The organism is Achromobacter sp. D7-1 (assembly GCF_059760445.1).
On the sequence record NZ_JCBAMT010000102.1, the window covers coordinates 1 to 22,385 of the forward strand.

General features: G+C 68.5%; 20 protein-coding genes. 14 read left to right on the plus strand and 6 right to left on the minus strand.

Going from position 1 to position 22,385, the window contains the following annotated elements:
- Positions 1–22: 22 nt before the first annotated feature.
- On the minus strand, positions 23–1,147 hold the full coding sequence (locus AC6LKD_RS28905; RefSeq protein WP_013394259.1) for a TRAP transporter substrate-binding protein: 1,125 nt from the start codon (positions 1,145–1,147) through the stop codon (positions 23–25).
- A gap of 263 nt (positions 1,148–1,410) precedes the next feature.
- Between AC6LKD_RS28905 and AC6LKD_RS28910 the strand changes: the two genes are divergently transcribed.
- Positions 1,411–2,148 (plus strand): hypothetical protein, encoded by a 738-nt coding sequence (locus AC6LKD_RS28910; protein WP_498118171.1) that lies wholly within the window; start codon positions 1,411–1,413, stop codon positions 2,146–2,148.
- Here the strand turns inward: AC6LKD_RS28910 and AC6LKD_RS28915 are convergent.
- The 4 genes from AC6LKD_RS28915 to AC6LKD_RS28930 all read right to left on the minus strand — a co-directional run bounded on the left by AC6LKD_RS28915 (position 2,135) and on the right by AC6LKD_RS28930 (position 6,221).
- Positions 2,135–2,800, minus strand: coding sequence for a DUF5074 domain-containing protein (locus tag AC6LKD_RS28915; RefSeq protein WP_498118172.1), 666 nt, complete (start codon positions 2,798–2,800; stop codon positions 2,135–2,137). The two genes, AC6LKD_RS28910 and AC6LKD_RS28915, sit on opposite strands and share 14 nt — an antisense overlap.
- A gap of 35 nt (positions 2,801–2,835) precedes the next feature.
- A complete protein-coding gene (locus tag AC6LKD_RS28920) occupies positions 2,836–4,065 on the minus strand; it encodes a helix-turn-helix domain-containing protein (RefSeq protein WP_498118173.1) in 1,230 nt (409 codons plus the stop codon).
- A 126-nt stretch (positions 4,066–4,191) separates the two neighbouring features.
- Positions 4,192–5,562, minus strand: a complete 1,371-nt coding sequence (locus tag AC6LKD_RS28925; RefSeq protein ID WP_498118174.1) for an ATP-binding protein — start codon at positions 5,560–5,562, stop codon at positions 4,192–4,194.
- Positions 5,559–6,221 carry a response regulator transcription factor gene (locus tag AC6LKD_RS28930; protein WP_013394266.1) on the minus strand — a complete coding sequence of 221 codons (663 nt, stop codon included), beginning with the start codon at positions 6,219–6,221 and terminating at the stop codon, positions 5,559–5,561. The genes AC6LKD_RS28925 and AC6LKD_RS28930 overlap by 4 nt, the downstream gene beginning before the upstream one ends.
- 458 nt (positions 6,222–6,679) lie before the next feature.
- On the opposite strand from AC6LKD_RS28930, the gene AC6LKD_RS28935 reads away from it, so the two are divergent.
- From AC6LKD_RS28935 to AC6LKD_RS28995, 13 genes are all read left to right on the plus strand, one after another.
- Positions 6,680–8,362 carry an HAL/PAL/TAL family ammonia-lyase gene (locus AC6LKD_RS28935; protein ID WP_498118175.1) on the plus strand — a complete coding sequence of 561 codons (1,683 nt, stop codon included), beginning with the start codon at positions 6,680–6,682 and terminating at the stop codon, positions 8,360–8,362.
- A gap of 40 nt (positions 8,363–8,402) precedes the next feature.
- Entirely contained in the window at positions 8,403–9,386 is a 984-nt protein-coding gene (locus AC6LKD_RS28940) for a Bug family tripartite tricarboxylate transporter substrate binding protein (RefSeq protein WP_498118176.1), read from the plus strand.
- Positions 9,387–9,399: 13 nt separating this feature from the next.
- Positions 9,400–10,404, plus strand: a complete 1,005-nt coding sequence (locus AC6LKD_RS28945) for an ornithine cyclodeaminase family protein (RefSeq protein ID WP_498118177.1) — start codon at positions 9,400–9,402, stop codon at positions 10,402–10,404.
- Positions 10,405–10,414: 10 nt separating this feature from the next.
- Positions 10,415–11,233: a phosphate/phosphite/phosphonate ABC transporter substrate-binding protein gene (locus AC6LKD_RS28950; protein ID WP_498118178.1), complete on the plus strand. Its 819-nt coding sequence runs from the start codon at positions 10,415–10,417 to the stop codon at positions 11,231–11,233.
- A 194-nt stretch (positions 11,234–11,427) separates the two neighbouring features.
- On the plus strand, positions 11,428–12,357 hold the full coding sequence (locus tag AC6LKD_RS28955; protein ID WP_498118179.1) for a LysR family transcriptional regulator: 930 nt from the start codon (positions 11,428–11,430) through the stop codon (positions 12,355–12,357).
- 157 nt (positions 12,358–12,514) lie between these two features.
- Positions 12,515–13,348: a DUF3348 domain-containing protein gene (locus AC6LKD_RS28960; RefSeq protein WP_498118180.1), complete on the plus strand. Its 834-nt coding sequence runs from the start codon at positions 12,515–12,517 to the stop codon at positions 13,346–13,348.
- Positions 13,349–13,358: 10 nt separating this feature from the next.
- Positions 13,359–17,048: a DUF802 domain-containing protein gene (locus AC6LKD_RS28965; protein ID WP_498118181.1), complete on the plus strand. Its 3,690-nt coding sequence runs from the start codon at positions 13,359–13,361 to the stop codon at positions 17,046–17,048.
- The gene (locus tag AC6LKD_RS28970; RefSeq protein WP_013394274.1) at positions 17,045–17,695 is read left to right on the plus strand and encodes an OmpA family protein; all 651 of its coding nucleotides are present in this window, start codon (positions 17,045–17,047) and stop codon (positions 17,693–17,695) included. The genes AC6LKD_RS28965 and AC6LKD_RS28970 overlap by 4 nt, the downstream gene beginning before the upstream one ends.
- Positions 17,685–18,359 carry a DUF2894 domain-containing protein gene (locus tag AC6LKD_RS28975; protein ID WP_498118182.1) on the plus strand — a complete coding sequence of 225 codons (675 nt, stop codon included), beginning with the start codon at positions 17,685–17,687 and terminating at the stop codon, positions 18,357–18,359. The genes AC6LKD_RS28970 and AC6LKD_RS28975 overlap by 11 nt, the downstream gene beginning before the upstream one ends.
- A gap of 188 nt (positions 18,360–18,547) precedes the next feature.
- The gene (locus AC6LKD_RS28980; RefSeq protein WP_013394276.1) at positions 18,548–18,793 is read left to right on the plus strand and encodes a ParD-like family protein; all 246 of its coding nucleotides are present in this window, start codon (positions 18,548–18,550) and stop codon (positions 18,791–18,793) included.
- The gene (map, locus tag AC6LKD_RS28985; protein ID WP_013394277.1) at positions 18,794–19,585 is read left to right on the plus strand and encodes a type I methionyl aminopeptidase; all 792 of its coding nucleotides are present in this window, start codon (positions 18,794–18,796) and stop codon (positions 19,583–19,585) included.
- A gap of 105 nt (positions 19,586–19,690) precedes the next feature.
- On the plus strand, positions 19,691–20,911 hold the full coding sequence (locus tag AC6LKD_RS28990) for an MFS transporter (RefSeq protein ID WP_498118183.1): 1,221 nt from the start codon (positions 19,691–19,693) through the stop codon (positions 20,909–20,911).
- A gap of 94 nt (positions 20,912–21,005) precedes the next feature.
- Positions 21,006–21,629: a glutathione S-transferase family protein gene (locus AC6LKD_RS28995; RefSeq protein WP_498118184.1), complete on the plus strand. Its 624-nt coding sequence runs from the start codon at positions 21,006–21,008 to the stop codon at positions 21,627–21,629.
- Between the two features lie 13 nt (positions 21,630–21,642).
- Here AC6LKD_RS28995 and sodC read toward each other — a convergent pair whose 3' ends face one another.
- A complete protein-coding gene (gene sodC, locus AC6LKD_RS29000) occupies positions 21,643–22,167 on the minus strand; it encodes a superoxide dismutase family protein (protein WP_013394280.1) in 525 nt (174 codons plus the stop codon).
- Positions 22,168–22,385 lie beyond the last annotated feature (218 nt).

A 22,385-nucleotide genomic window follows, 5' to 3' on the forward strand; every position in this document is an offset into this window, starting at 1 on the left:
GCGGGATACAGGTACCGGTCCCTCAGGCGGGTTTAGTACTGCGCGAGAAGTAGTGGTTGTAGGCCATGCGGAAGTTGACCGAGGTATCCCCGTGCCAGCGCCCCACCCGCTCGGCGAAGGCGCGCTGCGACTCCAGCACCTTCTTGAACAAGGGGTTTTCGGCCGAGCGCTTGGCGATCATCTCGTCCCAGATCTTCAGCTGCTGCTGCAGGATGGCGTCGGGCGTCTTGTAGAACTTGACGTTGTGGTCCTTCTGCAGCTTGCCGTAGTCCTGCGAATAGCGGTTCGCCGCCTTCCAGGACATGTCCGCACTGGCCGCCTGCGCGGCATTGCGCAGGATGTGCTTCAGGTTGTCGGGCAGCGCGTCGTACTTGGCCTTGTTGAACAGGATTTCGAACTGCTCCGCGCTCTGGTGGAAGCTCTGCAGCATGCAGATCTTGGAGACGTCCTGGAAGCCCAGCGCCAGGTCCGAGGACGCGTTGTTGAATTCCGCCCCGTCCAGCAGGCCGCGGTCCAGCGCCGGCACGATTTCCCCGCCCGGCAGCGCGTTCACGGCCGCGCCCATGGCGGTGTACATGTCGATGGCCAGGCCCACGGTGCGGAACTTGAGGCCCTTGACCTCCTCCATCTTTGTGATGGGCCTTTTGAACCATCCGAAAGGTTGAGTCGGCATGGGACCGTACATCAGCGACACCACGTTCACGCCCATGGCCTTCTGGATCTCGACCAGCAGTTCCTTGCCGCCGCCGTATTCATGCCAGGCGAGCAGCATGTTGGCGTCCATGCCGAAGGACGGACCCGAACCCCACAGGGCAACCGCCGTGTTCTTGCCGTACCAGTAAGCGACCACGCCATGCCCGCCGTCCAGCGTGCCCGCGGACACCGCGTCCAGCAGATCGAAGGCCTTGACCACGGCGCCGGCCGGCAGAATCTCGATCTTCAACTGGCCGCCGGCCATGTCGTTGACCTTCTGCGCATAGTCGCGCGCGAACTCGTGGAAGATGTCGTTTGCCGGCCAAGTGCTCTGGAACCGCAGGGAAACCGGCGCATTCTGCGAGCGGGCGACGGCCGGAAATCCGAGCGCGGCGGCCCCGGCGACGGCAGCGCCGGAGATGAACTTGCGGCGGGGCTTGGTAACGTGTTGCATGGCTTGTTGTCTCCTGAATTAGGACTACATGGACCAGCTTGTAGTTACTACTCCTGCGTGGGCGCGGGATGATGAAGCCTGCTGCGGGATCCCGCGGGCGCGGTTGCGGACGATACGCAAAGCGTGTGCTGATTAAACCTTTCTGACTAATCGCTGACAATCAGCTTTGTGTCAGGAATTACCCTAGAGGCACGGATTACGTCTTTTGGATGATGGACAAGCCACGCGTTACCATCGCGGGACCGCAATCGGCAAGGAAAGGAATGAACCAGAAGCAGCGCGCCGTCAACCGCCGCCGGATTCCACGCAAGGCCTGGGCCCTGGGCCTGGTCATCGCTGGCGCCGCGGGTTTTTATGCTTGGTGGCAATCACCCCTGGGTCCGGGCCTGACCGAAGGCAAGATGCGCAAGATCCTGGTCGATGCCACGGCGCAACCGGCATATGCGCCGGTCGGCGCCTGCGTCAACGTCGTGGGCGTGCGGCCCTTGCCCACCGATGTCTACACCGCGTTCCTGGAAAGCCAGGACAGGATCGTGCAGGGGTTGATCAAGCATCAGCTGGTCACGGTCAAGCGCGTCAGCGCCAACGGCGACGGCGGGCCACCGCAAGCGGACGAAGATCCCGAGGACGCGAGCAGCCGCATGGAGCTGACGGATAAAGGCCGGCCCTACTACACGGACGGTGAGGCCCGCCTCAGTTCCAAGCTGGTCTATACCGCGAAGTTCTGCGCCCCCGGCCTGCAGATCGGCAAAATCCTCACCCATACCAAGCCGCTCAAGAATCCATTCGACGACAACCCCAACCTGGTCTCGGCGGTGAAGTTCGAATGGCGGCTGGAGCGCAGCACCGCGGACTGGGCGGCCGATCCCGCCTTCCGTCCGTACCTATCCGGCTTTGCGCCGGAGGACCAGCCGGACGAATGGCAGACCGAGTACATCATGCTGGAACGGAAAAACGGCGTGTGGGAACTGGGAGACAGGCCCTACATCATCCGTTGGTGAGCGCGGCGTCGTCGGCCTCGGCTGGCGGACGGCGCACCGCTCTCAGCTTGCCGCTTTCGCCGCCGCCGCAGAAAAAGCAGCCGGCGCCATCCGACTCCAATCCGGATACGCCGGTGCCGGCCGGCATTTCCACGCTTTGCAGCACCTCGCCGGTTCGCTCATCGAGCTGCCGCAGATCACTGGCGCCATCCTCCCAGGTGCCGTGCCAGAGCTGCCCATCGACCCAGGTCACGCCGGTGACGTAGCGGTTGGATTCGATGGTGCGCAGCACCCGGCCCGTGTCGGGATCCACCTGGTAGATCTTGCGCTGGCGGTACTCGGCCACCCACAGGCTGCCCTCGGCCCAGGCCATGCCCGAGGCGCCGCCGCCGCCCGGCGCCGGGATGCGGGTCAGCACCCGGCCGCTCTCCGGCTCCAGCTTGACGATGGTGCCGTCGGAGATCTGATAGAGATGCTTGCCATCAAAGGCCGTGCCCGCGTTGGCGACCAGGTCGATGGAGGCTTGCGTGTTGCCGCTGTCGGGATCCATGGCGATCAGTTTTTCGCCGGTGGCGAACCACACCTGCTGGCCGTCATAGGTGACGCCGTGTACCGCCTGCACGCCGGGAAAGGGACCGTACTCGCGGATGATCTGGGCTTTCGTTCGTTTCATGTCGATGTCCTTGAACTGGAGTTCGAGCATTCATGCTAGTCGGCAGCCAGCGCGGCCGGGAGTAACAAGGTTGTCGTGAATCCCGGCACCGGCGGCGTCATCCAGCGGCGCGCCCGGCCCTGGCCGCAAGCCTGCACCTTGCCGGCTACCGCCAGCGCGTCCAGCGTGCGCTGCACCGTGCGCTGGCTGGCGCCCAGCGCCAGCGCCAGGGCGGAACTGGACCAGGCTTCGCCGTCGGCCAGGCAGGCGAGCACGGCTCCCTGGTCCCTGTCGCCGTCGCCAGCGGGCCGGGCCAACAGCGCGACCCCTCTGCCCTCTTGCGGCTTCAGGACAAAGCCGCCGCGCGCGGCGCTGATGCCGGCCACGCCGTCCAGGGCCGCACGCAGGCGCCCGATCTCGACGCGCAGGCGCGCGCGGTGCGTCTCGTCGAAGTAGGCGGTACGGAACGCCTGCTCGATGAGCGTTTCCCTGGGCGCCGGCTGCGGCCAGGCTTCAGCCAGGACGCGGGCCAGCGCGAACAACACCGGGCGACTGGCCAGCGGGATTGCCCGGCCCTCGCTGCGCACCGCGTGGCGGCAACCGTCCACCACCAGCGTGTCGGAGGCCAGCAGCGCCTCCACTTCATCCAGCAGGATGGGCCGCTGGACGCCCTGCCCGATCAGCCGCGCCGCGGGTGTGTTCAGGAGCAGGGTCGCGTGTTCGACCTCGGCCATCAACGCGGGGATGCCGGCGACGCGGGCGGCCAGTTCCGCCTGGGTCAGCGCGGCGCGCGCCGGCCCCGTGCGCAGCCGCCGCAAGGCGACGCCGGCGGCGATCAGTTCGTGGATGGCGCGGGACGCCGGGGCCAGGGCGGCAGGGTCCAGCAAGGCCAGCGCATCCTCGGCGCGATCGAGCCGGCCTAGCAACAGCTCGCGGCGGGCCTGCAGATGCCGCGCATGCGCGGCGTTGGCCGGGTCGCCGTGGGCGTCCAGCGCGGCGCGCGCGGCCTCCAGCGCCTTTTCCGGCCAGGCCAGGTCGCGCGACACCAGGGCGATCTCGGCCTCGGCCACGACGCAGCGGGCGCGGGCCAGCACGTTCTTGGGATCGAAGTTCCGCGCCGCGCTGCGCAGCAGGGTCCGGGCGCGGCGGAACTCGCCCAGTTGCGCCAGGGCGATGCCGCGCAAGGCCAGCGCGGGCGCATCGTCACGCAGGGCCACAAGGTTCAAGGCGCCCAGCGGATTGCCGGCGGCCAGCGCGCGCGCCGCCGAGGTGATCAGAAAATCCATGGAAATCCCGCCACTGACGCCGCTCCCGCAGTCCGCTTACCGGCAACTAATCTACCACCTGGCGCGGCTTTGCAGCGGCGTCCCCAAGCCAGGCCCGCGGGCGGAAGCCCGTCCCGCAGCCCACATTCAGGCGGCCGGCGCGCGGCCCGCAGGCGGGAACGTCACCGTCAGCGCCACGCCCGCGCCGCGCAGGCCCTCGCCCAGGTCGACCGCGGCGCCATGCTGCTGCGCAATCTGCGCCACCAGCGACAAGCCGATGCCGCTGCCACCTGCCACGCTGCCCGGGGCGCGATAGAAGCGGTCGAACACGCGCGCGCGTTCCTCCGGCGCAATGCCCGGGCCATCGTCGGCCACACGCAGGCAGGCCCCGCCGTCTGCCGCAGGTCCGCAGGACACCGCGATCTGGCCGCCGCTCTGCGTATAGCGCACGGCATTGTCCAGCAGGTTGCGGACCAGCACGCCCAGGGCGTCCAGCCGCCCGCGCACCACGCAGGCCTGCACGTCCAGCTGGATGCGCAGCTGCTTGCGGGTCGCGTCCGTTTCCCAGTCGCGCACCAGCATGGCGACCAGCGCATCCAGTTGGACCTGCTCGGGCTCGTCGGCGCTGGCGCTGAGCGCGTCCATGCGAGCCTGGTCCAGCAATTGTTCCGACAAGCGCGAGGTGCGCTGCGCGACCAGGCGCAATTTCTCGATGGCGGCCGGGGCATCGGCGGAGCCGGCGCTGCGGGCCACCAGTTCCGCGTGCGCGCTCAGCGCGGCCAGCGGGGTGCGCAGCTCGTGCGCGGCATCCTCAAGAAAGCGGCGCTCGCGGTCCATGCCGCCCTTGACCCGCAACAGCAGCTGGTTGATCGAGCGGATGAAGGGACGCAGTTCGCCTGGCATGCCGGCCATGGGCAGCGGGGCCAGGTCGAACGGCCCGCGCCGCGCGATGGCCGCGCCGGCGCGGTCCACCTTGCGGAACGCGCGGCCGACCACCCGCCAGCTCACCACGGCCAGCAGCACGAACAGGACGGACACGATGACCAGCCCGCGCTTCAGGCTATACAGCGACTGGGCGCGCAATTCGCTCTGCGGCCGCGCCACCTGCACCTGCACCCGCCCCTGCGCGTCGGAGACCGCGTACACGCGCCAATCCATGCCGTCGGCGGACACGTCGGCATAACCATCCTGGAAGCCGCCGCTCAGGGGGTGTTCGGGGGACTCGGGCGAGCGCAGCAGCAGCCGGCGGTCGGCCAGCGACCACAAGTGGAAACGGATCTTGTCGCCGTCGACACGGCTGGACGCGGGCGGGGTGAAACGCTCGGACGGCGCCGCGTTGCCCAACAGGCTGACCGGCAGCGACGCCAGCATCTGGCTGGCCGCGTCATGCAGCCACCGATCGCGCGCGCCGGTCTGCGAGCGCGTGGTTTCGTACTGCTGGAAGGTGAACACCGCGATCCAGGACAGGGTCATCGTCAACAGCAGCGTCAGCGTCAGTTGCTTGCGCAGCGTCTTCATTCGGCCGCCTCGATGCGGTAGCCCAGTCCATGGACGGTGAGGATCAGCTTGTCGCCCAGCTTGCGGCGCAACTGATGGATATAAACCGCCACCGTATTGCTTTCGATGGCGCCGCTGTCGCCATAGACGGCAGCCTCCAGCTGTTCGCGGCTGACGGTGTGGCCGATGCGTTCCATGAGCGCCAGCAGCGTGCGGTATTCATGCGCGCTGAGGCTGACCTCGACGCCGTCGCGCGTCACCGCCCTCTTGGCCGGCTCCAGCACCACGTCGCGGCAGCGCAGCGCCGATACCACGGCGTTACTGCTGCGCCGGACCACGGCGCGCAGCCGGGCCAGCAGCTCGTCCAGCTGGAATGGCTTGACGATGTAGTCGTCGGCGCCGGCATCCAGGCCCTGTATCCGTTCGCTCAGCCGGTCGCGCGCGGTCAGGATCAGGACCGGCGTGGCGTCGTAGCGCGCGCGCAGGTGCTTCAGGACCGCCAGCCCGCTGCCGTCGGGCAGGCCCAGGTCCAGCAGCACGGCATGAAAGCCGTGCTCCACCAGGGCCAGCCGCGCCTGCGCGACGTCGCGCACCCATTGCACGTCGGCGCCAGACTGCGCCAGGCTGGTGTGCACGGCGTCGCCCAACATGGCGTCGTCTTCAACTAGCAGGACACGCAAGAAATCTCCAGGACCATCAACGATGCCGCAGCATGCCGGCTGCGGGTTAAGAACTTATTAAGAATCCATGCCGCGCGCGCCCATCTGGCTGCGGGCGGCCGGCTGCGGGCGGCGAGCTGCGGGCGGCGAGCTGCGGGCGGCCATGGACTTGAGCGCAGCATTTTAATTCGGCACCTTGACTGTACTTGTATATACGAGTTAAATAAAACCCGCCGATACCCGCAACCCCGGAACGCGCCATGAGCGCCGCCCGCCGCACAGCACCTGGGCAACACCCCCCTGCCTTCGAGTACGTGCCTGCAGTCGGCCCGGATACGCCCCATCTCACGCTCTAGTCCCTCTTCTCCCCCCTTTCCTCCGCTCGAGGAGTAGTGATGCGTCATCTTCCAGTCGTTGAAGTTTGCGTTTCGAGAAGTTTTTCACCCAGGTTCGCGGGTCCGCTGTTGCTGGCCCTTGCCTTGACGGCAGCGTTGCAAGCCGCCCCGGCCTGGTCCGCCACGCCCGCCATGCCGGCCGCCGCCGGCGACACGCGCGCCGCCGCCCGGCAAGCGCCCCTGACGCTGGACGGCCGGTCGCTCACTGCCGCTGACGTGGTCGCCGTCGCGCGCGGCAGCCGGCCCGTGGCGGCCACCGAGGCCGCGTGGCAGCGCGTCGCCCGGTCGCACGATCTGCTGCTGGAATACGGCCGCCTGGGACAGCCCGTGTACGGTCTGAATCGCGGCGTGGGCCAGAACAAGGACCAGACCATCTTCTCGGGCGACACGCTGTCGGACGAGGCCCGGGCATTGTCTGCGGCCTTCAACCACCGCATGCTGCTGTCGCACACCGTGGCCTACGGCGAGCCGGCGGCAGCGGACACGGTGCGAGCCGCCATGCTGATAAGGCTGAACACGGCGCTGGCCGGCGGTACCGGCATGAGCCCGCCCCTGGTTCGCCAATACGCCGATTTTCTCAACCAGGGTTTGACGCCGGTGGTGCTGGGCCAAGGCTCCGTCGGCCAGGCCGACATCACCATCCTGCCCCAGATCGGCCTGGCCATGATGGGCGAAGGCATGGTCGAGATCGGCGGCAAGCTCCTGCCGGCGGCCGAGGCCATGCGCCAGGCGGGCCTGGCGCCAGTACAGCCTTATGCCAAGGACTCCCTGTCCCTGCTGAGCTCCAACGCCTATGGCGCGGCCCTGGCCATCCTCGCGGCGCACGACGCCAGCCGGGTGCTGGACCGCGCCGATGAGGTGGCGGCCCTGTCGCTCGAAGGCCTGAACGGCAACATCGCGCCCTTGCTGCCCGCCACCCAGGACCAGCGTCCCTATCCGGCCCAGCAGCAGGTGGCCCGGCGCATCCTGTCGCTGCTCGAAGGCAGCGCGCTCTGGCAAACGGACGAGCAGCGGCCCCTGCAGGATCCCCTGAGCTTCCGTACCGTGAGCCAGGTGCATGGCGCCGCACGCGAAGCGCTGCGCCAACTGGACGCGCAGTTGCTGGTGCAGATCAACAGCTCGGATGACAACCCGACCGTGGCGCTGGATGTGTCGCCGCCGGCCGGCGCCACGCCGCAGGAAACCCGCTATTACGTGACTCAAGGCAAGCTGCGCGGCGCCGTGTTGCCCAGCGCCGGGTTCGACCCCACCGCCTGGGTGGTGCCGCTGCAGTCGGTAGGCGTGGCGCTTTCGCAGGTGGCCCAGTCGTCGGCGCAGCGCGTACTGCGCATGGGCGACCCCGCCTTCACCAAGCTGCCGCGCTTTCTGTCGCCCAATGACACGACCCTGGCCTACACCACGATCCAGAAGCCCGTGTCGCTATTGGCCACCGAGATCCGGACGCTGTCGCAGCCCGTCTCGTCCGACGCGCTGGCGGTCGCGGGCAATATCGAAGACGTGGCCACCAATGGCCCGCTCGCCGCGCAACGCGTGGGGCAGCAGACCGGACGGCTGCGCACCTTGCTGGGCATAGAGCTGATCCATGCGGCCCAGGCCGTGGACCTGCGCACGCGCGCCGACCCCCGGCGTCCGCTGGGCAAGGGAACCGGCGCGGTGCTGGCGGCCTTTCGGGTGGAAGTGCCGTTTCTTTCGCAAGACAGAAGACTTGCCGACGACATTGCGCGCGCCGACCGGTTTCTGGACCAGGGGCGCGACGCCGCGCTGTAGACGCCGCGCCGCCGCCTGACCAACAACAAGGGGAATGAACATGAACAAGTATCTCGCGCTGTGCCTGAGCGGCACGCTTCTGGCCGCCACGCTGTCCGCGCCCGCGGCTGGCGCCGAAGGCAAGTATCCCGATCGGCCCGTCACCATCGTCGTGCCGTTCGGCGCGGGCGGCATCGCCGACGCGTTGCCCCGCATCGTGGGCCAGGAGCTCAACAGCAAATGGGGCGTGCCTGTCATCATCGAAAACAAGGTCGGCGCCTCCGGCAATATCGGTATGGACTTCGTCGCCCGTGCCAATCCGGACGGCTACACGCTGGCCCTGGCGCCGGCTGGCAACCTGACCGTCAACCCGCTGCTCTATACCAAGCTGCCCTTCAACACGGCCCGCGACTTCGCGCCGGTGACCATGCTGGCCACTTCGCCCAATGTGCTGGTGGTCAACGACAAGGTGCCGGTCAAGACCTTCACCGAGCTGGTGGCCTATGCGCGCCAGCATCCGGACAAGCTCAACTATTCCTCGCCCGGCCCTGGCAGCGGCGCCCACCTGGCGGGCGAACTGCTCAACCAGTCGGCCGGCATCGTCACGCGCCACATTCCCTACAACGCCATGGCTGCCGCCGTCAACGATGTGGTGGCGGGCAATGTGGACATGATGTTCGCCGGGGTCTCGACCGTGCTGCCGTTTATCCAGTCCGGCAAGCTGCGCGCGCTGGCGGTCGCCGGTCCGCAACGCCTGCCGCAATTGAAGGACGTGCCCACGGTGGCCGAAAGCGGCTATCCGGGCTTCGACGTGACCTCCTGGTACGGCATCGTCGCGCCCGCCAAGGTGCCACCCGCGATCCTTGACCAGTTGCAGGCCGACATTGCCGCCGTGCTGCAGAAGGAGTCCGTGCGCCAGAAGTTCGCCGGCCTGGGCGTGGAGCCCGCCGGCTCGGACCGCGCGGATTTCACCCAAACGATCCAGCAGGAAACCGATAAATGGGCGGCCATTGTCAAGCAGGCCGGCATTCAACCGATCCAATAACCGAGGAGACATCATGCAATCCATAGACATCACCTACCTGAACGGCCCCGACGTGCGCGCGCTGGAGCTGACCGACGCGGAAATCCTGGCCGCCGTGCAAAGCGCGCTGGACGCCCAGGGGCGAGGCAAGACCGTCATCGAACCGCGCATGCACCTGGTGCCGGAGTCTTCCGCCAAGGGGCACTTCAATGTGCTGCGCGGCTATATTGAGCCGCTGCACGTGGCAGGCGTGAAAGTGGTCAGCGACTTCGTCGACAACTACAAGGTTGGCCTGCCTTCGGAAATGGCCCTGCTCAACCTGTTCGATCCGGTCAACGGCAAGCCGCTGGCCGTGGTCGACGCGACCGCCATCACCGACATGCGCACCGGCGCGGTCACGGCGCTGGGCGCCAAATATCTGGCGCGCAAGAACAGCAAAGTGCTGGGCCATATCGGTTCGCGCGGCACCTCTTACTGGAACGTGCGCCTGCTCGACAGCCTCTACGACTTCGACGAGATCCGCGTGCATTCGCGCCGTCCGGAAAGCCAGCAGGCCTTCGGCGAACGCCTGTCGCGCGACCTGGGCAAGCCGGTAAAGGTCGTCAATGATTGGGAATCCTGCGTGCGCGGCGCCGACATCGTGGTCGAAGCCTCGCGCCTGCCCGAACCCACGCCTTTGCTCAAGACCGAGTGGATCAAGCCCGGCGCCCTGGTCATGCCCTATGGCACCATGAGCGCGGTGGAGCTGAGCCTGACCGACATCATGAGCAAGGTGGTGGTCGATGACTGGGGCCAATGCCGCAAGGGCCTGCCCTACGGCGCGCTGCGCGCCCACGTCGACAGCGACCGCATCACCGAGGAAAACCTGCACGCCGAACTGGGCCAGATCGTGGCGGACCTGAAGCCCGGCCGCGAGCACGATGACGAGACCATCCTGTTCTGGCACCGCGGCCTGTCCACTACCGACATCGCGCTGGGCCACGCCATGCTGGAGAAGGCCCGCAAGATGGGCCTGGGCCAGACCTTGAAGTTTGCCTAGGCGAAGCGCCATGGATCTCATCACTTCGACGCGTATGTACGACGTGGCGCCCGCGGCGCGGGCTGCCTGGCATGCGCTGCTGCAGGCCGCGCACGCCCGCGCCGGCCTGGACGTGCACTTCGTCGAGCACGGCTGGCCGACGCCCATCGGCGAACTGTGGGAGCGGCCGGGGCTGTGCGGCGTCTTCATATGCGGCTGGCCTTACGTCACGGCGCTGCAGGCGGGGCGGGCCTTTGGCGCCGTCGCCGCAGTGGTGCCGGACTGGCCGGCCTACGAAGGCCTGCCGCGCTACCGCAGCGAATTCCTGGTGCGCGCCGACTGCGGCTGGTCGTCGCTGGCCGACGCGGCCGGCAGCCGCTATGGCTGGATGGTGCGTGACTCGCAATCGGGCTGGAACGCGCCGCGCGCGGCGCTGGCGGAGCTGGCCGCGGCCGGCGGCGCCCTGTTCGCGGCGTCCAAGGGACCCTATGGCAACCCGCGGGGCCTGCTGCGCGCCCTGGCCGACGGCGAGATCGATCTGACCGCGGCCGACGGCTGGTACCTGGATCTGCTGCGCGCGCACGATCCGGCCGCGCTGGCCGGATTGCGCACGCTGGCGTATACGCCCTGGACGCCGAATCCCTTGCTGGTGGCCGGACCCGACGTGGATCCGGCCAGCGCGCAAGCCCTGTCGGACGTCCTGCTGACCATGCACGAGGATCCAGCCCACGCGCCGCTGCTGCGCGCCGCCCATGTGGCGCGCTTCACGCGCCCTGACCCCGCGTCGTACACGGTCCTGAGCGACATGGCGCAAGCCGCAACGGCGGCCGGCTATCCCGAGATACGCTAAAGCCGGGGCAGGCGCCGCTTTGCGCAGCAGGTGTACTGCGCCGATTCCCTGGAACGTCGGCGCTTTAAAGAATTATTAAAACCCCGTGCCGACAATGCACTCCTGCGACGGCGGGCCCCCGGCCCGCCGCCAGCACGCACCCTCAGCAATGAAAGATGGCGCTGATCCGTCCGGACCGCGCGGGAGATGCATATATGAAACGCCTGCATGGCATGGAATTGTTCGCCGAAGTGGCGAAGGCGCATAGCTTCAGCCGGGCCGCCGCGGTCCTCGGCATGCCGACCTCCACGGTGTCGCGCCAGGTGGCCGAACTGGAGCGCGCGGTCGGCCTGCGGCTGCTCAGCCGCAACACGCGCCGAGTGGAATTGACCGACGCCGGCCGGCTGTATTTCGAGCGCTGCCGCCGCATTGTGGCCGAAGCCGAGATCGCCCACGAGGAATTGCGCGAGCAACTGGAAATTCCCAGCGGCCCGCTGCACGTCCAGTTGCCGGCGGCATACGCGTTGGACGCCTTGATGCCGGCCTTGGTCGAATTCGGCAGCCACTACCCCGAAATCCGCCTGCAACTGAGCGTGACCGGCCCCGAGTTCGCCGAGCACCCGCCCGAGATCGGCGACGTGGCGATCCGCCTGGGCGAACTGCCCGACTCGTCGCTGGTGGCGCGCCGACTCGGCGCGGTCCATGCCAGCCTGTACGCCGCGCCCGCCTACCTGGCGGCCCGCGGCACCCCCGCCTGCCCCGCCGACCTGGCGCGCCACGACTGCATCGGCCTGCGCGCTGGCGGCGGCCAGCCCGCGCCCTGGCCGCTGCAGCGCGGCCGCGAGCAGTTGCTGGTTCCAGTGGAGCACCGCTATGGCGCCAACGACGCCTGCATGGCCCGGCAGCTTGCCGTGCTGGGCGCCGGCATCGCGGCGCTGGGCGGAGCCGAAAGCGGCCGGCTGCGCTCCGGCGAGCTGGCGCGCGTGCTGCCGGCCTGGAGCCTCGGACCGATCGAGGTCCATGCCGTGACCGAGACCCGCCTGTTGCCCGCCCGGACCCGCCGGCTGATCGATTTTCTGGCCGATTACCTGGATGGCGCCGCGCGTTGCCACACACCGCGCCTGGAGGTGCGCCGCGCGGCCTAGGTTTTTCCCTGCGCGCACGGGCCCTCACCCCCGTCACAATATTGCATCCCGAGGCGATACGGCCCCCTTTTTCACCCGTGGGCCGCCCCTCCTGTCCTCCTTCGGCCCTGGCGCCGCCTTCCACCGTGTAAACTCCCCCCTTTTTGACTCTGGTGGTATGTTGCAGGCCCCACAGCGCACAGGTTTAAGCGGCCCGACGCTCATTCGCTTGCTGACTCGCCTGACGGATGTCGACGTTCCGCAATCCAGGCAATCGCTTTCAGACCATCTGAGCCTATGGCTCGGCTGGACGGACGCGATCGCGCTCTCCGCGGCGCTGAATACCAGCCCGCCGGTGATCGCCCCCGGCGCGCGCATGTTCAGCAGCGCCGAGGAGCGCGACTGCGCCCGCGTGCGGACCACGTTGGCCGACGCCATCGCCAGCGACACCGCGGCCACGGCCGCCAAGCGGCCCGGACCGGGACAAGCCCGCGCCCCCGCCAAGCAGTTGGCGGCGCTGGCCGAGGCCGAAGCCGACTACGCGAATTTTCGCCAGCGCTATCTGTCGTTGCAGCACACGATGGAGACCGCCGTGGGCAATCTGCGCAGCCGCCTGCGCGGCATGGTCGCGGCCAAGAATGGCGAAATGACACGTCTGGCGGTGGTCGACGCCATCATGGACCGCGCCCTGCTGCCCAAGGAACGCGCGCTGTTCGGCGTGATTCCGAAGTTGCTCCAGGGCCACTTCAACCGCTTGCGCGAGGCCGAGGCCGCTGCGCTGGCCGAGGCTGCCGCATTGGCGGAAGCAGAGGCCCAAGCAGAGGCCGACGCCGGGGCGCAAGGCGATGCCGCAGCCGAGACAGGCGCGGCGCCCGTAGTGGCGCAGGCACCGATAACGCCAGGCGCCTGGCTGGACACGTTCCGCAAAGACATGCGCAGCGTGCTGCTGGCCGAATTGGATGTTCGTTTACAACCGGTCGAAGGGCTGCTTGCCACCCTTCGCGCCAGCTAACCGGGACACTATGTCCAAATATCTGACTAATCTCGTTGTTTTCTTGGCGGGTCTGGCCGTCGTGGGCTGGATCGGCGCGGGCTATGCGGGCAACAACCCGCTGGCGCTGGCCGTGACCTTGCTGATAGGCGCCTGTTACGTGGGCGGCGCGCTCGAACTGCTGCGCTACCAGCAGGCGACCTCCTCGCTGACGCGCGCGCTTTCGGGCCTGTCCGATGCGCCCGGCAATCTCGGATCCTGGCTGGACCAGTTGCCGCCTAGCCTGCGCAACGCCACGCGCCTGCGCATCGAGGGCGAGCGCGCGGGCCTGCCCGGACCGGCGCTGACGCCGTATCTGGTGGGCCTGCTGGTCTTGCTGGGCATGCTGGGTACCTTCCTGGGCATGGTCGTGACCCTGCGCGGCACCGGCCTCGCGCTGGAAAGCGCCACCGACCTGGCCGCCATCCGCGCCTCGCTCGCCGCGCCGGTCAAGGGCCTGGGCTTCGCCTTCGGCACCTCGATCGCAGGCGTCGCCAGCTCCGCCATGCTGGGCCTGCTGGCGGCCCTGTGCCGCCGCGAACGCGTGCGCGCAGCGCAATTGCTGGACAGCAAGGCAGCCACCACGCTGCGGGTGTACTCGCAAGGCTACCAACGCGAGGAATCCTTCAAGCTGCTGCAACGCCAGGCCGAAGTCATGCAGCGCCAGGCCGACGCCATGCCGACCCTGGTCGACCAGTTGCAGACCATGATGAACAGCATGGCGCAGCAGAATCAGGCCCTGAGCGACCGCCACATGGCCAGCCAGGACGCCTTCCAGGGCAAGGCCGAAGCGGCCTACTCCCGCCTGGCCGCCGTCATGGAGCAATCCATGAAGGAAAGCGTGTCGCAAAGCGCGCGCTCGGCCGGCGCCGCCCTGCAACCGGTCGTGGAAGCGACCATGGCCAGCCTGTCGCGCGAAACCGCGTCCCTGCAAGACACCGTGACGCAAGCCGTGCAGCGCCAGCTGGAAGGCCTGACCTCGGGCTTCCAGGCCACCACCAGCAATGTCGCCGGCATCTGGAACCAAGCCCTGGCCGGACAGCAACGCGCCAGCGAGGCCCTGTCCCAGGACCTGCGGGCCTCGCTCGACCACTTCGCCCAGACCTTCGAACAACGCTCGGCCGCCCTGCTGGACAGCGTGTCCTCGCGCCTGGAGGAATCGTCGGGCAGCATGTCGCACGCCTGGACCCAGGCGCTGTCGCGCCAGGAGCAGGCCAGCGAGAAACTGGCTGGCGACAATCTGCAAGCCCTGACCGCGGCCGCGGCCAGCTTCGAGCAGCATTCGGCCTCGCTGCTGCGCACCCTGAACCAATCGCATACCCTGCTGCAATCCGACCTGGCTTCGCGCGACCAGCAGCGCCTTGCCGCCTGGACCGAAACGCTGGGCGCCATGGGCGCCACGCTGCGTCAGGAATGGGAACAGTCCGGCGCGCAGGCCGCCGAACGCCAGGAGGCGATCAGCGCCACGCTGGCGCAGGCGGTGCACGACATCACTGCGCAATCGCAGGTCCAGGCCCAATTGCTGGACGGCGTGTCGGCCCGCATGGAAGCGGCCGCCAACGGCGTCTCGCAGCAATGGGCCAGCGCCCTGGCCCGCCAGGAACAGGCCGGCGAAAAGCTGGCCGGCGACAACCGCCAGGCCCTGGCCGCGGCGGCCGCCACCTTCGAACAGCATTCCGCCGCGCTGTTGCAAACGCTGGACCAGTCGCATGCCCAGTTGCAGGCTGCGCTGGCCTCGCGCGACCAGGAACGCCTGGCCGCCTGGACCGGCACGCTGACCGCCATGGGCGCGACGCTGAGCCAGGAATGGCAGCAGGCCGGCGCCGACACCGTGGCCCGCCAACAGGCCGTCAGCGACACGCTGGCCCAGACCGCGCGCGACATCGCGGCCCAGACCCAGGCCCAGGCCGGTCTGCTGGAAAGCGTGTCGGCCCGCCTGGAAACGGCGGCCGGCAGCGTCACCCAGGCCTGGACCGAAGCCCAGGCGCGCCAGGAACAGGCCAATGCCAAGCTCGCTGGCGACAACCAGCAGGCCCTGGAAACCGCCGCGGCCACCTTCGAACAGCATTCCGCAGCTTTGCTGCAGACGCTGGACCAGTCGCACACTGAATTGCAAGCCGCGCTGGCCTCGCGCGACCAGGAACGCCTGGCCGCATGGACCGGCACGCTCACCGCCATGGCCGCCAAGCTCGGCCAGGAATGGGAACAGGCCGGCACCCAGGCCGCCCTGCGCCAATTGGAAGTCAACGACACGCTGGCCCAGACCGCGCGCGATCTCACGGCCCAGACCCAGGCCCAGGCCGGCCTGCTCGAAAGCGTATCGGCCCGCCTGGAAACGGCCGCCACCGGCGTCACCCAAGCCTGGACCGAAGCGCAGGCGCGCCAGGAGCAGGCCAACGCCAAGCTGGCCGGCGACAACCAGCAAGCGCTGGAAACCGCTGCCGCCGCCTTCGAACAACATTCCGCCGCCCTGCTGCAGACGCTGGACCAGTCGCACACTGAATTGCAGGCCGCACTGGCTTCGCGCGACCAGGAGCGCCTGGCCGCCTGGACCGGCACCCTGACCGCCATGGCCGCCAAACTCGGCCAGGAGTGGGAACAGGCCGGCACCCAAGCCGCCCTGCGCCAACTGGAAGTCAACGACACCCTGGCCCAGACCGCGCGCGACATCACCGCGCAGAGCCAGGCCCAGGCAGGCCTGCTGGAAAGCGTATCGGCCCGCCTGGAGACCGCCGCCACCGGTGTCACCCAAGCCTGGACCGACGCGCAGGCGCGCCAGGAGCAGGCCAACGCCAAGCTGGCCGGCGACAACCAGCAGGCGCTGGAAGCCGCCGCCGCTGCGTTCGAACAGCATTCCGCCGCCCTGTTGCAAACGCTGGAGCAATCGCAAACAGACCTGCAGACCGCGCTCGCCGCCAAGGACGAAACGCGCCTGGAAGCCTGGACCGGCAAGCTCGGCGCCATCGCCGACTCGCTGCGCGCCGAATGGGAGCAGACCAGTTCCTACACGGCCAACCAGCAGCAGCAGATCTGCGACACCCTGGCCATCACCGCGCAAGACATCAGCGCGCAGACCCAGGCGTCGGCCAACGACACCATCGCCGAAATCGGCCGCCTGGTGCAGGCTGCCTCCGAGGCGCCGCGCGCCGCCGCCGAGGTCATCGGCGAACTGCGCCAGAAGCTCTCCGACAGCATGGAGCGCGACAACGACATGCTGGAAGAGCGCACTCGCCTGCTGGAGACCCTGGGCACTCTGCTGGACGCCGTCAACCACACCGCCGCCGAACAGCGCACGGCCGTGGACGCACTGGTGTCCTCGTCGGCGGACCTGCTGGACCGCGTCGGCACGCAGTTCACCGAACAGGCCCAGGCCGAAACCGGCAAGCTGGCCGAAGTGGCCGCGCAGGTCGCCAGCGGCGCGGTCGAAGTGGCCAGCCTGGGCGAATCCTTCGGCACGGCCGTGCAGCTTTTTGGCGAGTCCAACGACAAACTGGTCGCGCATCTGCAACGCATCGAAGCGGCGCTGGACAAGTCCATCGCGCGCGGCGACGAACAGCTGGCCTACTACGTGGCGCAGGCCCGTGAAGTGGTCGACCTGAGCATGGTGTCGCAGAAGCAGATCATCGAGAACCTGCAGCAGTTGGCCATCCAGCGCGCAACGGCCGGAGCGGAAGCGGCATGAGCGAGGACATCGACGGCGGCGTGGAGCCCGCGGTCCCGGCCTGGGCCGTCTTCGGCGACCTGATGTCGGTGCTGCTGGGCGCCTTCGTCCTGATCCTGGTGAGCGTCGTCGCGGTGCAGTTGCAGCTGTCGACCCAGCTCGAGGAAGAGGTCAAGCAGCGCCAGGTCGAAACCCAGCGCCGCGAGACCCTGGAACAGGCGCTGGCGGGCCCCCTGGCCGCCGGCCGCGTGACCCTGATCGACGGCCGCATCGGCATCAGCGGAAGCGTCTTGTTCGCGCTGAACTCCGACCAATTGCAGCCGGAAGGCCGCGAGGTCCTGAAGAGCCTGATCGAACCCCTGTCGGCCTATCTGAAGTCGCACAACGAAATCCTGATGGTCAGCGGCTATACCGACGACCAGCAGGTGCGCGAGGGCAACCGGCGCTTCGCCGACAACTGGGACCTGTCCGCGCAGCGCGCCCTGACCGTGACGCGCGCGCTGATCGACGAGGGCGTACCTTCGTCGGCCGTGTTCGCCGCGGCCTTCGGCTCCGAACAGCCGGTGGCCGCGAACACCGACGAGGAAGGCCGGGCCAAGAACCGCCGCGTGGAAATCGCGCCCATCCCCAAACCCTCCAGCGACGCCGGAACCAAGCATGGCCAGTGACGGCACGCGCGGCGAAATCGTCGACGCCCGGGCCGTGCTGGACGCCTGGCGGGAAACCGGCGCCGACCGCATCGCGCCGGTCCGCTTCCAGTTCATGGACGCCCTGCAACGGCGCGCCGCCACGCAAGACGGCCAAGCCCGCAGGCTGCTGGACGGCAAGCTGACGGCGCTGATCCAGGCCTATGAGGCCGAGCTGGACGGCGCTGCTGTTAAGGCTCTTGCAGCCGCCAATGAATGCGCTCATGAAGGCGCCACCGCGGCGGCTCCCGCCGCTTGCGAACCCGGAGCGTTGGCGACGCTGACCGCCTACATGGCCGACCCCGGCGCCGACGCGCGCGGCACCACGGACCTGCGAGCCGCCTACCCAGAACTGGAAGTGCTGGAGTACTTCCGCGGCGTCTGGTCGCGGGTCAGCGCGGACCGGCAAGTCCGGCAGTCCCAGGAGCAGGTGCACAAGAACGCCGGCCCGCTCAACTCCAACCAATTGGTGCACCGGGCGCTGTCGCTGATGCGCGAGGTGTCGCCGGGCTATCTGCAGCAGTTCCTGTCGTACACCGATGCCCTGATGTGGCTGGAGCAGGTACAAGCGGCCACTGCGCCCGCGCCCAAGGAGGCCGCGCCGCGCGCCGGCGCCAAGAAGACGACGCGCGGCAAAGGGCGCTAACGGCGCCGGGGTGCGGGCCAGAGCGATGCGCCCCCTCCCTGCCGCCCACCAGGCGGTCCCGCCAAGCGCCCCCCTCCTTGGCCCTCCCAGGACGCCCCCAACAGAGCGCGTCCTCCCGATTTGCGCCCTTCCCCCCATCGGCAGTAAGATACGTTCCATATACAAACCATATATGGATCATTAACTCCATGGGCATCGTCAAGATTTCCGAGCAGATGCATGAGAACCTCCGCGTCGCCAGCGGCGCGCTCAGCCGCTCCATCAATTCCCAGGCCGAACACTGGATGCGCATAGGCATGCTGTCCGAGCTCTACCCCGAGCTGCGCCACGCGGACATCTGCCAACTTCTGATCCGCATCGAGCAGGCGGAGGGCTTTGCCATCGCCTCGTTGTCCCAGGGGCTGCCGCAGGCCGCCCAGCAGGAGGCCGCATAAATGGCAAAGAAGGTTTCCATCAAGTCCGCCGCCGACATCGAAATGGCCCGCAAGGCCGGCGCCATGGCGGCGGAAGTGCTGCACATGATTGCCGAACACGTCCGCCCGGGCGTCACCACCGATGAGCTGGACCGCATCTGCCACGACTACATCGTCAATGTGCAGAAGGCGATTCCCGCCAACGTCGGCTACCACGGCTTTCCCAAGACCATCTGCGCCTCGGCCAACCACGTGATCTGCCACGGCATCCCGTCGGCCAAGGTGCTGAAGAACGGCGACATCCTCAACATCGACGTGGCCGTCATCAAAGACGGCTGGTTCGGCGACACCAGCCGCATGTACTACGTGGGCCAGCCCAGCCCGTTGGCGCGCCGCCTGGTCAACACCACCTACGAAGCCATGCGCGCCGGCATCATGGCCGTCAAGCCCGGCGCCACGCTGGGCGACATCGGCCACGCCATCCAGACCGTGGCGCACCGCGAGCACTTCAGCATCGTGCGCGAATATTGCGGCCACGGCATCGGCCAGATCTACCACGACGATCCGCAGGTGCTGCACTATGGCCGCCCGGGCGAAGGCATGGTGCTGCAGCCCGGCATGATGTTCACCATCGAACCCATGATCAACGCCGGCAAGCCGCAGACCAAGCAGCTTCCCGACGGCTGGACCGTGGTCACCAAGGACCGTTCGCTGTCGGCGCAGTGGGAGCACATGGTGGTCGTGACCGACACCGGCTACGAGGTGCTGACGCCCTGGCCGGACGGCTTCGGCGACTATCCGCCCATCCCCTGATATCCTGACGCGGCGCGCCGGCCCGGCCCATGGCAAGGAACGGAGTGCGGACAGACAAGGGCACGATCATGATCGTGCCCTTGCCGTTTCCGCCGCCCGCGCCCCATGTCCGCCCTGCCCTCCGCGTTCCGCCGTCTGGCCGCCTCCAACCTGGCCGCCCAATTCTCCGAACAGATGGCGCTCGCGGCCGCGCCGCTGGTCGCGGTCCTGGCGCTGGGCGCCAGCGCAGCAGAGACGGGTTATCTGCAAACCGCCCAGACCCTGCCCTTCCTGCTGCTGTCCCTGCCCGCCGGCGTATTGGCCGACCGGATGTCGCGGCGCGCGCTGATGACCGCCGCCGAGTGCGTGCGCGCCGCCAGCCTGCTGGGCCTGCTGGCGCTGCTTGCAACGGGGGGACTGAGCCTGGGCTGGCTGGCCGCGCTGGGTTTCCTGGGCGCGGTCGGCACGGTCGCCTACAACGTTGCCGCACCGGCGCTGGTGCCCAGGCTGGTCGCGCCCGCCGAACTGGCCAGCGCCAACCGCTGGTTGGAGCTGGCTCGCAGCACCGCCTTCTCCGCAGGGCCGGCCGCCGGCGGCGCGCTGGTCGGCTGGATGGGCGCGCCCTCGGCCTACGTGCTGGCGACCGTACTGTCACTGCTGGCAGCCCTGCTGCTGGCCGGCTTGCCCCACGACAGGCCCGGACCGGCGCCGCGCCGCCGCCTGCTGGAAGAACTGCGCGAAGGCGCGGCCTTTGTCCTCACGCACCCGCTGCTGCGCCCGGTGCTGGTGACCGCCGTGTTCTTCAACACTGCCTGGTTCGTGCTGCAAGCCGTCTACGTCGCCTACGCCATCGAACGGCTGGGCCTGTCGGCCGCGGCCGTCGGCCTCACGCTGGGGGTGTACGGCGGCGGCATGGTGGCCGGCGCCCTGCTGGCGCCCTGGCTGGCCCAGCGGCTGAGCTTCGGCGGCATGATCGCGGTCGGCCCCTTGGCCGCCTTGATCGCAAGCGTCATTCTGCTGTCCACCTTGGTCTATCCGTCCGGCGCCTGGGCTGCGGCGGGCTTCTTCCTGTTCGGTGCGGGTCCCATACTCTGGACCATCACCACCACCACGCTGCGCCAGGCCATCACGCCCAATGCCCTGCTGGGCCGGGTGTCCGCCGTCATCCTTACCGCCACCTTCGGCGCCCGCCCCGTCGGCGCGCTGATCGGCGCCGCGCTCGCCGCGCGAGTCGGCGTCGAAGCCTGCCTATGGGTGTCGACCGCCGGCTTCGCCGTGCAATTCGTGGTGCTGTACACCTCGCCCGTGCTGCGCCTGCGCAGCCAGCCCGAGGCCGGCGCCTGCTGAAGACTGTTGCGCACGGAAAACCGGCAATCTGTACCTGCCCGCGTCAACCGCGGCCCGCTAGACTGCCACGGTCAATCGAAACGATGCCGGCAAGATGCTGAAAATCCTGGGTAAGGCCTCATCCATCAACGTGCGCAAGGTCCTATGGACCTGCGCCGAACTGGACCTGCCGTTCGAACACGAGGATTGGGGTTCCGGTTTCCAGCCCACCAGCGATCCCGCGTTCCTGGCGCTGAATCCGAACGCGATGGTGCCCGTCATCCGGGACGGCGACTTCGTGCTGTGGGAGTCCAACAGCATCATCCGCTACCTGGCCTCGCAATACGGCGGCCAACGCCTGTACCCCATCGAGCCCAGGCTGCGCTCCCGCGTCGACCAATGGATGGACTGGCAGGCGACCGACCTGAACCGCTCCTGGAGCTACGCCTTCATGGCCCTGGCGCGCGAATCAGCCGCCCACCGCGACCGCGCCGCGATCGAGGCATCCTGCCGCGAATGGGCGCGATTCATGGAGATACTGAACCGGCGCCTGGAACAGGCCGGCGGCTACGTCGCCGGCCCCGCGTTCTCGCTGGCCGACATTCCCGTCGGCCTGTCGGTCAACCGCTGGTTCCGCACGCCCTTCGACAAACCGCAACTGCCGGCCGTCGCCGCCTATTACGACCGGCTCGCCGAACGCGAAGGCTACCGGCTGCACGGCCGCAACGGCACCGCCTGACGCGACCAGGCGGCTACTTCACCACCCCGCAAACCAGCCGACCGCCCCCGCCGCCCAGCGGCGCCGGCGTATCGCTGTAGTTGTCGCCGCCCACGTGCACCATCACCGCACGGCCCTTCACATCGGCCAGCTTCAGATGCGGCGCCACCACGGCCTTCGTGGCCGTGCCATCCGCGGCAACCACGATGAAAGGCAGATCGCCCTGATGCCCGTCGGTCGCCATCGGACCCTTGTGCGCCTTGGTGCCCTTGGGATCGAAATGCCCGCCCGCGGCGCCGCCAGCCGCCATCTGGTTGTTCACCATGCCAGGCTCGCACGAGCCCTTCTCATGCACATGGAAGCCGTGTTCGCCGGGCGGCAAGCCCTTCAAATGCGGCGTAAGCTGCAGCCCGCCCTTGGTGTCCTTGAGTGAGATCGTGCCCGCGCTCTTGCCCACGCCTTCCGCGCTCAGGAACGACATCGACACGTCTTCCGCCAACGCCGCGCCAGACGCGCCTGCCAACGCAAGCGCCGCGACCAGCATCGAGATTTTCTTCATGGGGTGCCTCCAAGATACGCGCCCGCGGCCCGCGGACGCCCGGTGGTGCATGGGCGGCCCGTGCCGGCCATGCCGGAAAAAACAATAGCATTTGGGCCAGGACGCCCGCCAGCAATCTTCGTTCCTGATACAAACGCAGACCCTGCAAAAAAGCGCCTTCCGGCCACATTCGCGCGAGCGCACAAAACCCCGACGACACGCGCGACGTACGTCAACTG

Excerpts from the sequence above, each read along its gene's own strand:
- AC6LKD_RS28995 (WP_498118184.1), top strand. The coding sequence starts at position 21,006 with ATGCTGAAAATCCTGGGTAAGGCCTCATCCATCAACGTGCGCAAGGTC.
- AC6LKD_RS28960 (WP_498118180.1), top strand. The coding sequence starts at position 12,515 with ATGTTGCAGGCCCCACAGCGCACAGGTTTAAGCGGCCCGACGCTCATT.
- AC6LKD_RS28980 (WP_013394276.1), top strand. The coding sequence starts at position 18,548 with ATGGGCATCGTCAAGATTTCCGAGCAGATGCATGAGAACCTCCGCGTC.
- AC6LKD_RS28940 (WP_498118176.1), top strand. The coding sequence starts at position 8,403 with ATGAACAAGTATCTCGCGCTGTGCCTGAGCGGCACGCTTCTGGCCGCC.
- AC6LKD_RS28945 (WP_498118177.1), top strand. The coding sequence starts at position 9,400 with ATGCAATCCATAGACATCACCTACCTGAACGGCCCCGACGTGCGCGCG.
- AC6LKD_RS28920 (WP_498118173.1), bottom strand. The coding sequence starts at position 4,065 with ATGGATTTTCTGATCACCTCGGCGGCGCGCGCGCTGGCCGCCGGCAAT.
- AC6LKD_RS28950 (WP_498118178.1), top strand. The coding sequence starts at position 10,415 with ATGGATCTCATCACTTCGACGCGTATGTACGACGTGGCGCCCGCGGCG.
- AC6LKD_RS28970 (WP_013394274.1), top strand. The coding sequence starts at position 17,045 with ATGAGCGAGGACATCGACGGCGGCGTGGAGCCCGCGGTCCCGGCCTGG.
- AC6LKD_RS28955 (WP_498118179.1), top strand. The coding sequence starts at position 11,428 with ATGAAACGCCTGCATGGCATGGAATTGTTCGCCGAAGTGGCGAAGGCG.
- AC6LKD_RS28925 (WP_498118174.1), bottom strand. The coding sequence starts at position 5,562 with ATGAAGACGCTGCGCAAGCAACTGACGCTGACGCTGCTGTTGACGATG.
- AC6LKD_RS28975 (WP_498118182.1), top strand. The coding sequence starts at position 17,685 with ATGGCCAGTGACGGCACGCGCGGCGAAATCGTCGACGCCCGGGCCGTG.
- AC6LKD_RS28915 (WP_498118172.1), bottom strand. The coding sequence starts at position 2,800 with ATGAAACGAACGAAAGCCCAGATCATCCGCGAGTACGGTCCCTTTCCC.
- AC6LKD_RS28990 (WP_498118183.1), top strand. The coding sequence starts at position 19,691 with ATGTCCGCCCTGCCCTCCGCGTTCCGCCGTCTGGCCGCCTCCAACCTG.
- AC6LKD_RS28905 (WP_013394259.1), bottom strand. The coding sequence starts at position 1,147 with ATGCAACACGTTACCAAGCCCCGCCGCAAGTTCATCTCCGGCGCTGCC.
- map (WP_013394277.1), top strand. The coding sequence starts at position 18,794 with ATGGCAAAGAAGGTTTCCATCAAGTCCGCCGCCGACATCGAAATGGCC.
- sodC (WP_013394280.1), bottom strand. The coding sequence starts at position 22,167 with ATGAAGAAAATCTCGATGCTGGTCGCGGCGCTTGCGTTGGCAGGCGCG.
- AC6LKD_RS28910 (WP_498118171.1), top strand. The coding sequence starts at position 1,411 with ATGAACCAGAAGCAGCGCGCCGTCAACCGCCGCCGGATTCCACGCAAG.
- AC6LKD_RS28965 (WP_498118181.1), top strand. The coding sequence starts at position 13,359 with ATGTCCAAATATCTGACTAATCTCGTTGTTTTCTTGGCGGGTCTGGCC.